Here is a 15,801-nt window from a genome sequence, read left to right as displayed (position 1 = left end):
ACACCATGGCTGTTCAACGTACTTTCTCCATCATCAAGCCTGACGCTGTTGCAAAAAACGTCATCGGCGAGATCACCACTCGTTTCGAAAAAGCCGGCCTGAAGGTTGTAGCTTCGAAACTCAAGCAACTGTCCAAGGCTGAAGCTGAAGGCTTCTACGCTGAGCACAGCGCTCGTGGCTTCTTCGGCGACCTGGTTGCCTTCATGATCTCCGGTCCTGTTGTTGTTCAGGTTCTGGAAGGTGAAAACGCTATCGCTCTGAACCGTGAGCTGATGGGCGCTACCAACCCTAAAGAAGCTGCTGCCGGCACCATCCGTGCTGACTTCGCTGAATCCATCGACGCCAACGCTGTACACGGTTCGGACTCCGAAGCCGCTGCTGCTCGCGAAATCTCGTACTTCTTCGCAGCTACCGAAGTAACCGCTCGCTAAGCATCGGCTTAAAGAGTGAGGGTGAATCCATGACAACATCGACTGTTAAAACCAACCTGCTGGGTCTGACTCAGCCGGAAATGGAGAAATTCTTCGACTCAATCGGGGAGAAGCGTTTCCGTGCCGGTCAGGTAATGAAGTGGATTCACCACTTTGGCGTCGACGATTTCGACGCCATGACGAACGTCAGCAAGGCCTTGCGCGACAAGCTCAAGACCATTGCTGAGGTGCGTGGTCCTGAAGTAGTCAGCGAAGACATCTCCACCGATGGCACCCGTAAGTGGGTGGTGCGCGTGGCGTCCGGCAGCTGCGTCGAGACCGTATACATTCCCCAGGGCAAGCGCGGCACCTTATGCGTTTCGTCCCAGGCAGGCTGTGCCCTGGATTGCAGTTTCTGCTCCACCGGCAAGCAAGGCTTCAATAGCAACCTCACCGCCGCCGAAGTCATCGGCCAGGTGTGGATTGCCAACAAATCCTTTGGCAGCATCCCGGCGACCGTCGACCGTGCCATCACCAACGTGGTGATGATGGGCATGGGTGAGCCGCTGCTGAACTTCGACAACGTGATTGCGGCCATGCACCTGATGATGGACGACCTGGGCTACGGCATTTCCAAGCGCCGTGTGACCCTGTCGACCTCCGGCGTGGTACCGATGATCGATGAGCTGGCCAAGCACATCGACGTTTCCCTGGCGTTGTCGCTGCACGCACCGAATGACGCATTGCGTAACCAATTGGTGCCGATCAACAAGAAGTATCCGCTTAAGATGCTGCTCGAATCTTGCCAGCGCTACATGGCGACTTTGGGCGAGAAGCGTGTGCTGACCATTGAGTACACCATGCTCAAGGACATCAACGACAAGGTCGAGCACGCGGTCGAGATGATCGAGCTGCTCAAGAACACCCCGTGCAAGATCAACCTGATTCCGTTCAACCCGTTTCCCCATTCTGGCTACGAGCGGCCGAGCAACAACGCCATCCGCCGTTTCCAGGATCAACTGCACCAGGCCGGCTACAACGTCACCGTTCGCACGACCCGCGGTGAAGACATCGACGCCGCCTGTGGCCAATTGGTAGGGCAGGTGCTGGATCGCACCCGTCGCAGTGAGCGTTACATCGCCGTGCGTGAATTGAGCGCTGCCGACGATGCGCCGCAAAGCGCTGCAAATCGAAACTGAGAGAGGACCTCTATGCCCTTGCGCCTTGCGCTGCTGTTGCTTGTTACCGGTCTCGCGACCGGTTGTGTTTCATCGGGCCATGACAGCCCTTTGCAAACCGGCAAGGGCCGTGACGCGGCGCGAGCGGCCTATGTGCAACTGGGCTTGGGCTATCTGCAACAAGGCATGAACGAGCAGGCCAAGGTGCCCTTGAAAAAGGCCCTCGAGCTGGATGCCGACGATGCTGATGCCAATGCCGCGCTGGCGCTGGTGTTCAAGGCGCAGGCCGAGCCCGAGTTGGCCGATCAGTATTTCACCAAGGCGCTGGCTTCCCGTCCTGACGACGCCCGGTTGCTGAATAACTACGGCAGTTTCCTGTTCGAGCAGAAGCGTTATGAGCAGGCCGCCGTTTATTTCCGGCAGGCCAGTACCGATACCCTTTATCCTGAGCGTTCGCGCGTCTTCGAGAACCTTGGGGTGACGTCGGTACACCTCGGCCAGCGCGAGCTTGCGCGCCAGCAACTGGAAAAAGCCTTGCTCCTGAACGCTCGCCAGCCACGCGCTTTGCTTGAAATGGCTGAGTTGTCTTACGAAGACAGGCATTATGTGCCGGCACGCGACTATTACGAGCGTTTCAGCCGGCTCAGCGGGCACAATGCACGTAGTCTGTTGCTCGGTGTGCGCCTGGCTACGGTTCATGAAGAACGCGATACGGCCGCACGTTTTGGCCAGCAACTCGAACGACTCTATCCCGGTACGCCGGAATATCAGCAATACCTGTCGGAGCAATGATGAAAGCCGCGCACCCGGAAGTTGTAGCAGCTAATCGCGTCAACCCAGGCGAGACCTTGCGTCAGGCCCGCGAAAGCAATGGTTGGTCGCTGGCGGAAGTGGCCCTCAAGCTCAATTTGACCAGCACCTCCCTGGCCAACCTGGAGGCTGGCGCGTTCGACAAACTGCCTGGGCACACATTTGCCCGCGGCTATATCCGCGCCTATGCCAAATTGCTGGGCATCGACCAGACCGCGTTGGTCCAGGCGTTCGACCAGTACACCGGCACCGACTCCCAGGGCAGTAATGTCCATGGCCTTGGGCGTATCGAAGAGCCCACTCGGGTTTCCCACACGATTTTGCGCATCGTCAGCCTGTTGCTGTTGATTGCGGTGATCGGCGGTGGTTTCGTCTGGTGGCAAGACCAAGCCTCCCAGCGCAATAAAGACCTGACCAGCAACGCCCTGGAGCACGTCGAAGTCGAAAGCGCCGACGGCACCACCCAGATTCATCCGCTGGATGAGCCGGAAGACCAGGCGGTTGTCGAATCACAAGCCGCTCCAGAAGCGCCTGCCCCCGTCGAACAGCCGGCTCCAGACGCCGGCAGCGCACCTGCTGCGACTGCGACCGTACCCGCTCCGGCTCCAGCAGCGCCTGTCGCCCAGGCCCCTGCACCAGCCGCTCCGGCACAGGCGCCAGCGCCGGCTGCACCGGCTGCGCCAGCCATTTCGCCGCCCACCACCCCTGCGTTGATCGCCGGTGACGGGCGCGTACAGATCACCTTCGTTGCCGACTGCTGGACGCAACTCACCGATGGCAACGGCAAAGTGCTGTTCAGCGGCCTCAAGCGTAAGGGAGATACGCTTGACCAGGGCGGCAAGCCTCCTCTGACGCTGCGTCTGGGCTTCGCCCGTGGCGCGCAAGTGGCCTACAACGGCCAGCCTGTGGACGTGGCGCCGTTCACCAGTGGCGAGACAGCTCGCCTCAAGTTGGGACAATAGTCATGCACGGCGAATCTCCAATCAAACGTCGCGTATCGCGCAAGATCTGGGTCGGCTCGGTGCCGGTGGGCGGCGATGCCCCCATCGCGGTGCAGAGCATGACCAACAGCGACACCAATGACGTGGCCGCCACCGTCGCCCAGATCAATCGTCTGGAAGCGGCCGGCGTGGACATCGTGCGGGTTTCCGTACCGGACATGGACGCTGCTGAAGCGTTCGGCCGTATCAAGCAATTGGTCAAGGTGCCACTGGTTGCCGACATTCACTTCGACTATAGGATCGCATTGCGCGTAGCCGAATTGGGCGTGGACTGCCTGCGCATCAACCCGGGCAACATCGGTCGTGAAGACCGTGTGCGTGCTGTGGTCGATGCGGCCCGTGATCGCGGCATCCCCATCCGCATCGGCGTTAACGCCGGGTCGCTGGAAAAAGATTTGCAAAAGAAATACGGCGAGCCAACCCCGGCGGCGCTGGTCGAGTCGGCCCTGCGCCATGTTGAACACCTCGAACGCCTGAATTTCCAGGACTTCAAGGTCAGCGTAAAGGCTTCCGACGTGTTTATGGCTGTAGAAGCCTACCGCCTGCTGGCCAAGGAAATCGTACAGCCGTTGCACCTGGGCATCACTGAAGCGGGCGGTTTACGCTCAGGCACAGTGAAATCTGCGGTGGGTCTCGGTATGCTGCTCGCCGAAGGGATTGGCGATACTATCCGCATCTCTCTGGCGGCAGACCCCGTAGAGGAAGTGAAGGTCGGTTACGACATTCTCAAATCCCTGCGTTTGCGTTCCCGTGGCATCAACTTCATTGCCTGTCCGAGCTGCTCGCGGCAGAACTTCGACGTGGTGAAAACCATGAACGACCTGGAGTTGCGTCTCGAAGACCTGCTGGTGCCGCTGGATGTGGCGGTGATCGGTTGCGTGGTCAACGGACCGGGCGAAGCCAAAGAGGCGCATGTGGGCTTGACCGGCGGTACACCGAACCTGATTTATATCGACGGCAAGCCGTCGCAGAAATTGACGAATGACAATCTGGTGGATGAGCTGGAAAGGCTGATCCGCCAGAAAGCGGCCGAAAAGGTCGCCGCTGATGCAGCGCTGATCGCTCGCGGCTGATTGAACGAATTTAAGGATTTGATGTGAGCAAGTCTCTGCAAGCCATTCGTGGCATGAACGACATCCTGCCGGAGCAGACGCCACTGTGGCGCTATTTCGAGAGCACGGTCGCGCGCCTGCTGGATAACTACGGTTACAAGCAGATTCGTATGCCGATCGTTGAATTCACCGAGCTGTTCAAGCGCTCCATCGGTGAAGTGACCGACATCGTCGAAAAAGAGATGTACACCTTTGAAGACCGTAACGGCGACTCCCTGACCCTGCGTCCGGAAGGCACCGCCGCGTGCGTTCGCGCTGTGCTGGAGCATGGCATCACCGGTGGCGGCCAGACCCAGAAACTGTGGTACATCGGCCCGATGTTCCGCCACGAGCGCCCACAGAAAGGCCGTTATCGCCAGTTCCACCAGATCGGTTGTGAAGTCTTCAACCTGGACGGTCCGGACATTGACGCCGAACTGATCGTTCTGACCTGGCGCCTGTGGGGCCAATTGGGCATCCGCGACGCGGTCAAGCTCGAACTCAACAGCCTGGGCACCAGTGAGTCCCGTGGCCGCTACCGGGTCGCCCTGGTGGAGTACCTGTCTGCCCACCTGGATAAATTGGACGAAGACAGCCAGCGCCGCCTGAAGACCAACCCGTTGCGCGTGCTTGATACCAAGAACGCCGACACCCAGGCCGTGCTGCTCGATGCGCCGAAAATGGCCGATTACCTCGACGAAGAATCCCGCACGCACTTCGAGGGCCTCAAGGCTCGCCTGGATGCGGCGGGTATTCCGTATGTGATCAACCCGAAGCTGGTGCGCGGCCTCGATTACTACAGCAAGACCGTGTTCGAATGGGTCACCGACAAACTCGGCGCCCAAGGCACCGTGTGTGCCGGTGGTCGTTACGACGGCCTGGTCGAGCAAATGGGCGGCAAGCCGACCGCAGGCGTGGGTTTCGCCATGGGCATCGAGCGGCTGATCCTGCTGCTGGAGACCCTGGAGCAAGTGCCCGAAGAGATTTCCCGTCAGGTGGACGTGTATCTTTGTGCTTTTGGCGAGGCCGCCGAACTGGCTGCGTTGGCCCTGAGCGAAAAAGTGCGCGACCAGCTGCCGAACCTGCGTCTGCAGATCAATGCCGGTGCGGGTAGCTTCAAGAGCCAGTTCAAGAAGGCCGACAAGAGCGGCGCGTTGTATGCGCTGATCCTCGGCGATGACGAATTGGCCCAGCAAGTGATAGGTTTCAAACCCCTGCGTGGTCAGGGCGAACAACAGAACATTGCCTTTGATGCGCTCGCTGCGCACCTGGCCACCTGCGTCGTGCAGGGTTGAAGCTGTCGAACAGCCGAATTTAGCGATTAAGGAGTATTGGGGTGTCGAGTACTGATGATGAGCAACTGGCCGAGTTCAAGGACTGGTGGCAGCGTAACGGCAAGCCCCTGGTTACTGGCGGTCTGCTGGCTTTAGTGGTGGTGTTCGGCTGGCAGGCCTGGACCAAGTATCAGGCCAACCAGTCCCAGGGCGCCTCGATCGTTTATCAGCAGTTGCTGGAAACTACCCTGACGCCGGACGGCAAGCCCGACCCTGCCCAAGTGGCAGACCTGGCCGGCAAGCTGAAGAACGAATTTGGCGGTACTGCCTACGCGCAGTACGGCAGCCTGTTCGTCGCGAAAGTCGCGGTCGACACCGGCAAGCTCGATGATGCAGCCACTGAGCTCAAGGCCATCGCCGACAAACCGACCAACCCGACCCTGGGTGAAATCGCACGTCAGCGCCTGGCACAGGTGTTGGCGGCACAGAACAAGGCTGACGAAGCACTCAAACTGCTCGACGGCGATGCTGACAAGGCATTTGTAGCCACTCGCGAAGAGCTCAAGGGCGACCTGTTGGTCCAATTGGGTCGTACCGACGAAGCCAATGCTGCGTACCAAAAAGCCAAGGCGGCGCTGTCTGATGAAGCGGCGGTCGGTGGCTTACAAATCAAGCTGGACGACTTGGCCAAAGGGGATGCGTGACGTGATCCGTTGGAAACATGCAGCATTGCTGGCTCTGGCCGTTCTGGCCGCGGGTTGCAGCAGCAACAGTAAAAAAGAACTGCCGCCTGCGGAGCTGACCAGCTTCAAGGAAGAAGTGGTCCTGCAAAAGCAGTGGAGCCGCTCCATCGGTGACGGTCAGGGTGAAACCTACAACATGCTGGTACCGGCAATCGACGGTGACAACATTGTGGCCGCTGACGTCACTGGCATCGTGACCTCCATGGACCGCATGACCGGTGACGTGAAGTGGAAGAAAGACCTTGAGTTGCCTGTTTCCGGCGCCGTAGGCGTGGGTTACGGCATGGTCATGCTCGGCACGCTCAAGGGTGAGGTCGTGGCCCTGGATTCCAGCACCGGTGAAGAGAAATGGCGCGCTCGCGTGACCAGTGAAGTCCTCGCACCGCCTGCCACCAACGGCGATGTCGTCGTGGTGCAAACCCAGGATGACCGCGTGATAGGTCTGGACGCGGCCACCGGCAACCAGCGCTGGTTGTACGACAGCACCCCGGCGGTGTTGACCTTGCGCGGTACCAGCGGTCCGATTGTGACCAACAATCTGGCCGTTGCGGGCCTGTCGACCGGTAAAGTGGTCGCCCTGAATACCCAGAATGGCGTGCCGGCCTGGGAAACCCGCGTGGCTATCCCGCAAGGTCGTTCCGAGTTGGATCGTGTGGTGGATATCGACGGCGGCCTGTTGCTGTCCGGCGAGACCCTCTACGTCGCCACTTATCAGGGCCGTGTCGCGGCACTGGACCTGCAGAGCGGCCGGGTCAACTGGCAGCGTGATGCTTCCAGCTACGCCGGTGTCGCCCAAGGGTTTGGCAGCGTCTATGTGAGCCTGGCGTCCGGCACCGTTGAAAGTGTCGACGAGCGTTCCACCACTGCACTGTGGAGCAACGACTCCCTGGCGCGCCGTCAACTGTCGGCCCCGGAAGTCTTTTCCAGCTACGTGGCGGTCGGTGACTTCGAAGGCTACCTGCACCTGCTGAGCCAGGTGGACGGTCGCTTTGTAGGTCGCGAGCGTATCGACAGCGACGGCTTGCGTGCGCGTCCGCTGGTGGTGGGTAACATGCTTTATGTGTATGGCAACAGCGGCAAGCTGGAAGCCCTGACCATCAAGTAAGAACTATGCTTGGGGGCTTAGCCCTCTGGCAGCTTCACCTGTAGGAGCGAGCGTCATGTGGCGAGGGAGCTTGCTCCCGCTGGAGTGCGAAGCGCTCCCAAACTGGTCAAACAGGTGCATCTGATGCATCTCGGTCGAATGGTTTTGGGGCTGCTACGCAGCCCAGCGGGAGCAAGCTCCCTCGCCACGACAAGCTCGCTCCTACAGTCGAGCACCAGCCGCTGCCCTGCAGCGGCTTTTGTATTTTCTGAAATAACGAAGTGGAGAGCCGCATGGTTCCCGTAATTGCCCTGGTGGGCCGACCTAACGTCGGCAAGTCCACCTTGTTCAACCGCCTGACCAGGACTCGTGACGCCATCGTCGGCGACTTGTCCGGTCTTACCCGTGATCGCCAATACGGTGAGGCAAAGTGGCAAGGGCGCTCCTACATTATTGTCGACACCGGTGGTATCTCCGGTGACGAACATGGCATGGACGAAAAAATGGCCGAGCAGTCGCTGCTGGCCATTGAAGAAGCCGATGTCGTGTTGTTTCTGGTGGACGCCCGTGCGGGCTACACCGCTGCCGACCAGATGATTGGCGAGCACCTGCGCAAGCGCAACAAGCGTTCCTACCTGGTCGCGAACAAGATCGATAACATCGATCCTGAGGCGGCCCGTGCCGAATTCAGCCCGATGGGCCTGGGCGATGCGATCCCGGTTGCCGGTGCCCACGGTCGCGGCATCACGCAGATGCTGGAAATTGCCCTCAGCACCTTTCCCAAGGATGACGATGAGGAAGAAGAGGGTGAGGAGGAGATCGTCGCCGAAGGCGAGGAAGCCAAGCGCATTCCTGGCCCGAGCGAAAAAGACGGTATCAAGATCGCCATCATCGGCCGCCCTAACGTCGGCAAGTCGACCCTGGTCAACCGTATGCTCGGTGAAGACCGGGTAATCGTCTATGACGAACCCGGCACCACCCGTGACAGCATCTACATCCCGTTCGAGCGTAACGACGAGAAGTACACGCTGATCGACACCGCTGGTGTGCGCAAGCGCGGCAAGATCCACGAGGAAGTTGAAAAATTCTCCGTGGTCAAAACCCTGCAGGCGATCAAAGACGCCAACGTGGTGATCTTCGTGATGGACGCCCGCGAAGGCGTGGTGGACCACGACCTGAACCTGCTGGGCTTCGCCCTGGAAGCCGGTCGTGCGCTGGTGATCGCGATCAACAAGTGGGACGGCATGACGCCGAGCGAGCGCGACTTCGTCAAGATCGAGCTGCAGCGTCGCCTGTTCTTCGTTGAGTTCGCCGATATCCACTTCATCTCGGCACTGCACGGCACTGGCGTGGGCAACCTCTACGCGTCCGTACAGAACTCGTTCAAGTCCGCGGTCACCCGCTGGCCGACCAACCGCCTCACCCAGATCCTGGAAGACGCGGTGGGCGAGCACGCGCCGCCGATGGTCAACAACCGCCGCATCAAACTGCGTTACGCCCACTTGGGTGGTGCCAACCCGCCGATTATCGTGATCCACGGTAACCAGATCGAGAAGGTGCCCAAGTCCTATGTGCGTTACCTGGAAAACACCTACCGCCGTGTCTTGAAACTGGTCGGTACGCCGATCCGTATCGAGTTCAAGGGCGGCGAGAACCCATACGAAGGCAACAAGAACAGCCTTACCGACCGCCAGGTCAACAAGAAGCGTCGGATGATGACGCATCACAAGAAAGCCGATAAAAAGCGCCGCGACAAGCGCTGATATCGACGTGTCAAAAAAGGGCTCATTGCGAGCCCTTTTTTGTGCGTGACGGTTTGTGCCTTGACCCGATGCGGCAGGCAGCTTAAAACTTGGGGCTCACCTGCAGGGGCCTTTCATGATCACCAGCAAACTGCCGAATGTCGGCACGACCATCTTCACCAGCATGTCGCAGTTGGCCGCCGAAACCGGCGCAATCAACCTGTCCCAGGGTTTTCCCGACTTCAATGGCCCTCAAGACTTGCTCGACGCTGTGGGGCGGCACGTCGCCAACGGGCATAACCAATACGCACCGATGAGCGGTTTGCCCGCGCTGCGCCAGCAGGTGGTGGCGAAGATTGCCCGCAGCTACGGTGTCAGCATCGATGCCGAGCGTGAAGTAACCATTACGCCGGGCGCCACCCAGGGCATTTTCTGCGCTATCCAGGCGGTTATTCGCAACGGTGACGAAGTGATCATCTTCGACCCTTGCTACGACAGCTACGCGCCCTCGGTAGAGCTGGCCGGCGGGCGCTGCGTGCATGTGCAGCTGGGCCTGCAGGATTTCAGCCTGGACTTCGAGCGCATCAAGGCCGCGCTGTCGCCGCGCACGCGCATGATTGTGCTCAATACCCCGCACAATCCCAGCGGCGCCCTGGTCAGCCGTAAGGAACTGGACCAACTGGCCGAGCTGATTCGCGGCCGCGATATCTATCTGCTCAGCGATGAAGTGTATGAGCACCTGGTGTTCGACGACGTGCCCCACGTCAGCGTGCTCGCCCACGAGGAGCTGTACCCGCGTGCGTTTGTGGTCAGCTCGTTCGGCAAGACCTATCACGTCACGGGCTGGAAAACCGGCTATGTGGTTGCACCGCCGGCCCTGACTGCCGAGCTGCGCAAGGTGCATCAATACGTCAGTTTCTGTGGCGTGACGCCGTTGCAGTACGCGCTGGCCGACTTTATGGCCGAGCACCCGGAGCACGTGGCTGCGCTGCCGGCGTTCTACCAAGCCAAGCGCGACCTGTTCTGCCGGTTGCTGGCGCCGTCGCAGTTCAGCTTCAGCCCATCGGCGGGGACTTACTTTCAACTGGTAGATTATTCCCGGATTCGCCCGGACCTGGATGATGTCGCCATGTCCGAATGGATGACGCGCGAACACGGCGTGGCGTCGATTCCTATCTCTGTGTTCTACCGCAACCCACCCCAAGGCCAGCGCCTGGTGCGCCTGTGCTTTGCCAAACGCGAGGAAACGCTGCAACAGGCGGCGGAAAAACTATGCGTGATTTGAGCGCCTTGCCAGACCTGAACATTGCCCTGATCCAGACCACCCTGGCGTGGCACGACCGCCAGGCCAATCTTGAGCATTTCGAGCTGTTGCTGGAGCAGGCCAGCGGCGTCGACCTGATTGTATTGCCGGAAATGTTCACCACCGGTTTCTCCATGGAGTCGGCTTCCCTGGCCGAACCGGAAAACGGCCCGACGCACCGTTGGCTCCAGGCCCAGGCCGCGAAATACAACGCCGTGATCACGGGCAGTGTGATCATTCAGGCGGCGGACGGCAGCCACCGTAACCGCCTGCTCTGGGCGCGGCCTGACGGTGAGGTGCTGCATTACGACAAGCGCCACCTGTTCCGCATGGCCGGCGAGCACAATCACTACACCCCCGGCGAACGTCAGGTGCAGTTCGAATTGAACGGTTGGCGTATTCGGCCGTTGATTTGCTACGACCTGCGCTTCCCGGTGTGGAGTCGCGATGCCCAGGACACCGACTTGTTGCTTTACACCGCCAATTGGCCGGGGGCGCGGCGTCAGCATTGGAATCGACTGTTGCCGGCGCGGGCCATCGAGAACCTGTGCTACGTCGCCGCGGTGAACCGCGTGGGCACGGATGGGAAGGGCTTTGCCTACACCGGCGATAGCCAGGTGCTGGATTTCCAGGGTGAGACATTGCTGAGCGCGGGGGAAGCGGATGGGGTGTTTCAGGTGAAGCTGGATGCGGCTGAGTTGGCGGCGTATCGCACGCGATTTCCGGCGAACCTGGATGCCGATAGCTTTCAGTTTGTCTGACGGACCGCCATCGGGGGCAAGCCCCCTCCCACATTTGGAATGCATTCCCCTGTGGGAGGGGGCTTGCTCCCGATGAGGCCGCCAGCAACACCGCAGTTCCACAGTAAAAAGGCCCCTGGATTCTCACCCAGGGGCCTTTTGCATTACGCCGATAGGCTTACGCCGCTTTCGCTTCCTGCTGGCTCAGCGAGCGGTTCAGCGCACTGAATAGCGCCTTGAAGCTCGCGGTGGTGATGTTTTCATCAATCCCCACGCCATGCACCGGACGCTCGCCATTTACGCGCAGTTCGATGTACGCCGCCGCTTTGGCGTTGGTACCCGCACCAATCGCGTGCTCGTTGTAGTCCATGATCTCCACACCAATCGGCAAGCCCGCCACCAGCGCTTCAAGCGCGCCGTTGCCTTTGCCTTTCCAGTGCAGGTTGGTTTCGCCCTGGCCCTTGCCGGAGACTTCCACTTCGACATAGCTGTTGCCGTTTTCTTCCTGCAGGCGATGGCTGACCAGCGCGTACGGGGTGTTGGCCTGCAAGTATTCGCGTTGCAGCAAGGCGTAGATCTGCGGTGCGGTCATTTCAAGGCCGACGCGGTCGGTTTCAGCCTGCACCACCTGGCTGAATTCAATCTGCATGCGGCGTGGCAGGCTGATGTCGTATTCCTGCTCCAGCAGGTAGGCGATACCGCCCTTGCCCGACTGGCTGTTCACACGGATCACCGCCTCGTAGCTGCGGCCGATGTCTGCCGGGTCGATCGGCAAGTACGGCACCTCCCACAACGCGTCGTCTTTCTGCTGAGCGAAGCCCTTGCGGATTGCATCCTGATGGGAGCCGGAGAACGCGGTGTGCACCAGGTCGCCGACATACGGGTGACGTGGGTGCACCTGGATCTGGTTGCACTCCTCGACGACTTTGCGCACGCCGTCGATATCGGAGAAATCCAGCTGCGGGTCGAGGCCCTGGGTGTACATGTTCAGCGCCACGGTGACCAGGTCGACGTTGCCAGTGCGCTCGCCGTTGCCGAACAGGCAGCCTTCGACACGATCGGCCCCAGCCATCAGGCCCAGCTCGGTGGCGGCGACGCCCGTGCCACGGTCGTTGTGGGTGTGCAGGCTGATGATCACGCTGTCACGGCGGTTGATATGGCGACCGAACCACTCAATCTGGTCGGCATAGATATTCGGCGTGGCGCATTCCACGGTGGCCGGCAGGTTGAGGATCATCTTGTGCTCGGGCGTCGGGTTCCACACCTCGATCACCGCGTCACAGACTTCCTTGGCGAACTCCAGCTCAGTGGCGCTGAAGGTCTCCGGCGAGTATTCGAAGGTCCACTGGGTTTGCGGCTGCTGCGCGGCGTATTTGACGAACAGCTTGGCGGCGTTGACTGCAATGGCCTTGACGCCGTCCTTGTCCTGGTTGAACACGATGCGGCGGAACGACGGCGAAGTAGCGTTGTACAAGTGAACGATGGCTTTCTTGGCCCCGCGCAGGGATTCGAAGGTTCGTGCGATCAAGTCTTCACGGCCCTGGGTCAGCACCTGAATGGTGGTGTCCTCGGGGATGTGGTTGCCTTCGATCAGGGTGCGTACGAAATCGAAATCGGTTTGCGACGCGGCCGGGAAGGACGCTTCGATTTCCTTCACGCCGACGGCCACGAGGGTCTTCCAGAAGCGCAGCTTTTTCGCGGCATCCATCGGTTCGATCAGCGACTGGTTGCCATCACGCAAGTCCGAGCTGCACCAGATCGGCGCAGTGGTGATGGTTTTGGACGGCCAGGTGCGGTCCGGGATATCGATGATCGGAAACGCACGGTATTTCGAAGACGGGTCTTTGAGCATGCTCATCGGAAAATCCTTTGTTGTAGGGGCCGAGAAAAGGCGGCCTGCCGTAGAACTGTTATTGGGGATAAAGCTTAAAGACGAGGCAGATCGATTCAGCCTGGCAGTCGTGCGCTGACCAGGCACAGGCTGCGGTGCTGACGAAGCTGAATGAGGGTGTGAGAGGTTTTCATAAGCCCAACCCTAACCGTCGGGGTGAAAGATGGCAAGCAGTCGCGAAAAATTGAGATAACTTCTCCTATTCGCGTAGGAATAGAGATTTTATGGCTAAAAATCAGGCAGCGGCTGACTTTAATTGCGCAGCCTTTATTGGGCGCGCAATTGGCCCATTCAGGGCTGGAAAGCGCCGATGAAGATCGCCGGGTCGACTCGTGCGTCGTTAAGGCTGACGTTCCAATGCATATGCGGCCCGGTTGCCCGACCGGTCGAGCCGACCTTGCCCACCACCGCGCCGCGCGTCAGTTGGTCGCCGACTTTCACATCGATCTTCGACATGTGGCAGAACATGCTGATAAAGCCCTGCCCATGGTCGACGAACACGGTGTTGCCGTTGAAGAAGTAGTTGCCGGTCAGGATCACCTTGCCAGCCGCCGGGGTCTTGATCGGCGTACCTGCGCCAACGGCAAAATCCAGACCCGAATGCGGATTGCGCTCCTCGCCATTAAAGAACCGTCTTACCCCGAACTTGCTCGACAGCGGCCCGTTGACCGGCTTGTCCAGCAGCAGGTTGCTCGGCGTATTCGGGCTGAAGCTGCGGTAGGCCTTGAGCTGCACGGCCAGCTCGGCCTCGATGCGTTTGAGTTGCGCCGGTTCCGGATTGACCTGGCTTTTGTTCTTCAAGGTGATGCGTTGCTCGGGGTATTTCTTGAATCCCACCACGAACGGCAGTTGCTGCCCGCCGTGGACGATGCGTTCGGTACCCGGCTTGACCGTCAGTGGGATCCCTACAATCGCCAGCCAGTTGTCTTGCTCCTTTACCACCAGCACCGGTCTGTTCAGGTAAGTGGCCTTGGGCGCCGTTGCCGCAGGCCCCAGGTCCACCACCGCTACGCCACCGGGCACCGGCTTGTTCAGCAGGCGCGTGATGTAGCTGTCGGCGTGGGCATTGAAGGTCAGGCAAACGAGCATCAACAAGCTGAGAAAGCGTGGCATCGGTCAATCCAGTAACGAAAGGGTGACGGGCGTCAGGTGGTTGTCTTCCACCCGCACTTGCAGTTGGCCCTCACCGAGACGCGCGGTCAGGCGCTGGCCGGTGTGGGTTTGCGCGGCATTGCGGACCGCCTGGCCGCGCTCGTCGAGCAGGATGCTGTAGCCACGGCCGAGGGTCGCCAGCGGGCTGACCACCTGCAGTGTCTGCACCTGGCTTTGCAGCTGCAGGCGTCGCGCCTTGAGGCCCTCGCGCATGGCCCGGGGCAGGCGTTCGGCGAGGCTGTCCAGACGCTGGCGCAGCAGGGCCAGATGGCGGCCTGGGTGCTGGCCGGCGAGGCGGGTTTCCAGGCGAATCAGGCGTTCGCGACGGGTATTGAGGCTGCGCTCGAAGGCGCGGCGCAGGCGCATGTCCAGGTCGTCCAGGCGCTGGGCCTGCTGGCGTAGACGTTCGCCCGGGTGACGCAGGCGGCGGGCCATGCCTTCCAGGCGCAGGCGGCTGTGGCTCAGGCGGTTGCGCATCAACATCACCAGGCGGCGATGGAGGTTCTCCACTTGGCGCACCAGGTGGCTGGCGTCCGGTGCCAGCAGTTCAGCGGCGGCGGACGGGGTAGGCGCGCGTACGTCCGCCACGAAGTCGCTGATCGACACATCGGTTTCATGCCCGACGGCACTCACGATGGGCGTGACGCAGGCGTCTATCGCACGGGCCACGGCTTCTTCGTTGAAGCACCAGAGGTCTTCCAGCGAGCCGCCGCCACGGGCCAGGATCAACGCGTCGAAGCCGCGGGCGTCGGCGAGTTTCAGCGCACGCACAATCTGCGTGATCGCCTCGCGGCCTTGTACAGCGGTCGGAATCAACGTCAGTTCAATATTCGGCGCGCGTCGGCGGAATACGCTGATGATGTCGCGAATCACCGCGCCGGTCGGCGAACTGATAATGCCGATGCGCCGAGGGTGCGCCGGCAATGGCACCTTGCGCTCGGCACTGAACAGGCCTTCGGCGCGGAGCTTTTCCTTCAAGGCATCGAAGGCCAGGCGCAGCGCGCCGTCGCCCGCCGGCTCCACGGTGTCGAGGATCAACTGGTAGTCGCCACGCCCCTCGAACAACGAGACCTTGCCGCGCACCTTCACCGCCAGGCCATCCTTCAGCGCCTGGCGCACCCGCGCCGCGTTGTTTCGAAACAGCGCGCAACGTACCTGGGCGCCGCTGTCCTTGAGGGTGAAATACACATGGCCGGAGGCCGGGCGGGCGAGGTTGGAGATCTCGCCTTCAACCCAGATATTGGTGAACACGTCTTCCAGCAACACCCGCGCGCGGCCGTTGAGCTGGCTGACAGTCAGGACTTCGCGGTCCAGGCCCAGGCGGGCAAAAGGATCTTTAATCATGGGCCGCAGTTTATAGGCATTCGCGCAAGGTTTGGCAG

General features: G+C 60.6%; 14 protein-coding genes. 11 read left to right on the top strand and 3 right to left on the bottom strand.

Annotation, left to right across the window (positions count from 1 at the left end):
- The first annotated feature begins 5 nt into the window (after positions 1–5).
- The 11 genes from ndk (at position 6) to C4J93_RS21695 (ending at position 11,397) form a co-directional block, all read left to right on the top strand.
- Positions 6–431, top strand: coding sequence for a nucleoside-diphosphate kinase (ndk, locus tag C4J93_RS21745; RefSeq protein ID WP_003175956.1), 426 nt, complete (start codon positions 6–8; stop codon positions 429–431).
- Between the two features lie 29 nt (positions 432–460).
- Positions 461–1,609 (top strand): 23S rRNA (adenine(2503)-C(2))-methyltransferase RlmN, encoded by a 1,149-nt coding sequence (gene rlmN, locus C4J93_RS21740; RefSeq protein WP_124430432.1) that lies wholly within the window; start codon positions 461–463, stop codon positions 1,607–1,609.
- A 12-nt stretch (positions 1,610–1,621) separates the two neighbouring features.
- Positions 1,622–2,380: a type IV pilus biogenesis/stability protein PilW gene (gene pilW / locus C4J93_RS21735; RefSeq protein ID WP_124430431.1), complete on the top strand. Its 759-nt coding sequence runs from the start codon at positions 1,622–1,624 to the stop codon at positions 2,378–2,380.
- Positions 2,380–3,360 (top strand): RodZ family helix-turn-helix domain-containing protein, encoded by a 981-nt coding sequence (locus tag C4J93_RS21730; RefSeq protein ID WP_124430430.1) that lies wholly within the window; start codon positions 2,380–2,382, stop codon positions 3,358–3,360. Before pilW ends, C4J93_RS21730 begins: the two co-directional genes overlap by 1 nt.
- Positions 3,361–3,362: 2 nt before the next feature.
- Positions 3,363–4,472, top strand: coding sequence for a flavodoxin-dependent (E)-4-hydroxy-3-methylbut-2-enyl-diphosphate synthase (gene ispG / locus C4J93_RS21725; protein WP_124430429.1), 1,110 nt, complete (start codon positions 3,363–3,365; stop codon positions 4,470–4,472).
- A 23-nt stretch (positions 4,473–4,495) separates the two neighbouring features.
- Complete coding sequence (gene hisS / locus C4J93_RS21720; protein WP_124368255.1) at positions 4,496–5,785, top strand: histidine--tRNA ligase; 1,290 nt, start codon at positions 4,496–4,498, stop codon at positions 5,783–5,785.
- Positions 5,786–5,826: 41 nt separating this feature from the next.
- Positions 5,827–6,468 carry a YfgM family protein gene (locus tag C4J93_RS21715; RefSeq protein WP_124364292.1) on the top strand — a complete coding sequence of 214 codons (642 nt, stop codon included), beginning with the start codon at positions 5,827–5,829 and terminating at the stop codon, positions 6,466–6,468.
- Positions 6,461–7,612 carry an outer membrane protein assembly factor BamB gene (bamB, locus tag C4J93_RS21710; protein WP_124368254.1) on the top strand — a complete coding sequence of 384 codons (1,152 nt, stop codon included), beginning with the start codon at positions 6,461–6,463 and terminating at the stop codon, positions 7,610–7,612. Before C4J93_RS21715 ends, bamB begins: the two co-directional genes overlap by 8 nt.
- Positions 7,613–7,884: 272 nt before the next feature.
- Entirely contained in the window at positions 7,885–9,354 is a 1,470-nt protein-coding gene (der, locus tag C4J93_RS21705; protein ID WP_076949869.1) for a ribosome biogenesis GTPase Der, read from the top strand.
- 115 nt (positions 9,355–9,469) lie between these two features.
- Positions 9,470–10,618, top strand: coding sequence for a pyridoxal phosphate-dependent aminotransferase (locus C4J93_RS21700; RefSeq protein WP_124430428.1), 1,149 nt, complete (start codon positions 9,470–9,472; stop codon positions 10,616–10,618).
- The gene (locus C4J93_RS21695; RefSeq protein WP_124430427.1) at positions 10,606–11,397 is read left to right on the top strand and encodes an amidohydrolase; all 792 of its coding nucleotides are present in this window, start codon (positions 10,606–10,608) and stop codon (positions 11,395–11,397) included. Before C4J93_RS21700 ends, C4J93_RS21695 begins: the two co-directional genes overlap by 13 nt.
- A gap of 157 nt (positions 11,398–11,554) precedes the next feature.
- Here C4J93_RS21695 and leuA read toward each other — a convergent pair whose 3' ends face one another.
- From leuA to xseA, 3 genes are all read right to left on the bottom strand, one after another.
- Complete coding sequence (gene leuA / locus C4J93_RS21690; RefSeq protein ID WP_124408100.1) at positions 11,555–13,234, bottom strand: 2-isopropylmalate synthase; 1,680 nt, start codon at positions 13,232–13,234, stop codon at positions 11,555–11,557.
- Positions 13,235–13,558: 324 nt separating this feature from the next.
- The gene (locus tag C4J93_RS21680) at positions 13,559–14,380 is read right to left on the bottom strand and encodes a peptidoglycan DD-metalloendopeptidase family protein (protein ID WP_124430426.1); all 822 of its coding nucleotides are present in this window, start codon (positions 14,378–14,380) and stop codon (positions 13,559–13,561) included.
- Positions 14,381–14,383: 3 nt separating this feature from the next.
- Positions 14,384–15,763, bottom strand: a complete 1,380-nt coding sequence (xseA, locus tag C4J93_RS21675; RefSeq protein ID WP_124430425.1) for an exodeoxyribonuclease VII large subunit — start codon at positions 15,761–15,763, stop codon at positions 14,384–14,386.
- Positions 15,764–15,801: the final 38 nt, after the last annotated feature.

The organism is Pseudomonas sp. R2-37-08W, from assembly GCF_003851705.1.
GTDB lineage: Bacteria > Pseudomonadota > Gammaproteobacteria > Pseudomonadales > Pseudomonadaceae > Aquipseudomonas.
This window is presented reverse-complemented; position numbering and strand designations above follow the sequence as displayed.

Coding starts and splice junctions, on each gene's coding strand:
- ndk (WP_003175956.1), top strand. CDS start 6: ATGGCTGTTCAACGTACTTTCTCCATCATCAAGCCTGACGCTGTTGCA.
- rlmN (WP_124430432.1), top strand. CDS start 461: ATGACAACATCGACTGTTAAAACCAACCTGCTGGGTCTGACTCAGCCG.
- pilW (WP_124430431.1), top strand. CDS start 1,622: ATGCCCTTGCGCCTTGCGCTGCTGTTGCTTGTTACCGGTCTCGCGACC.
- C4J93_RS21730 (WP_124430430.1), top strand. CDS start 2,380: ATGAAAGCCGCGCACCCGGAAGTTGTAGCAGCTAATCGCGTCAACCCA.
- ispG (WP_124430429.1), top strand. CDS start 3,363: ATGCACGGCGAATCTCCAATCAAACGTCGCGTATCGCGCAAGATCTGG.
- bamB (WP_124368254.1), top strand. CDS start 6,461: ATGCGTGACGTGATCCGTTGGAAACATGCAGCATTGCTGGCTCTGGCC.
- der (WP_076949869.1), top strand. CDS start 7,885: ATGGTTCCCGTAATTGCCCTGGTGGGCCGACCTAACGTCGGCAAGTCC.
- C4J93_RS21700 (WP_124430428.1), top strand. CDS start 9,470: ATGATCACCAGCAAACTGCCGAATGTCGGCACGACCATCTTCACCAGC.
- C4J93_RS21695 (WP_124430427.1), top strand. CDS start 10,606: ATGCGTGATTTGAGCGCCTTGCCAGACCTGAACATTGCCCTGATCCAG.
- leuA (WP_124408100.1), bottom strand. CDS start 13,234: ATGAGCATGCTCAAAGACCCGTCTTCGAAATACCGTGCGTTTCCGATC.
- C4J93_RS21680 (WP_124430426.1), bottom strand. CDS start 14,380: ATGCCACGCTTTCTCAGCTTGTTGATGCTCGTTTGCCTGACCTTCAAT.
- xseA (WP_124430425.1), bottom strand. CDS start 15,763: ATGATTAAAGATCCTTTTGCCCGCCTGGGCCTGGACCGCGAAGTCCTG.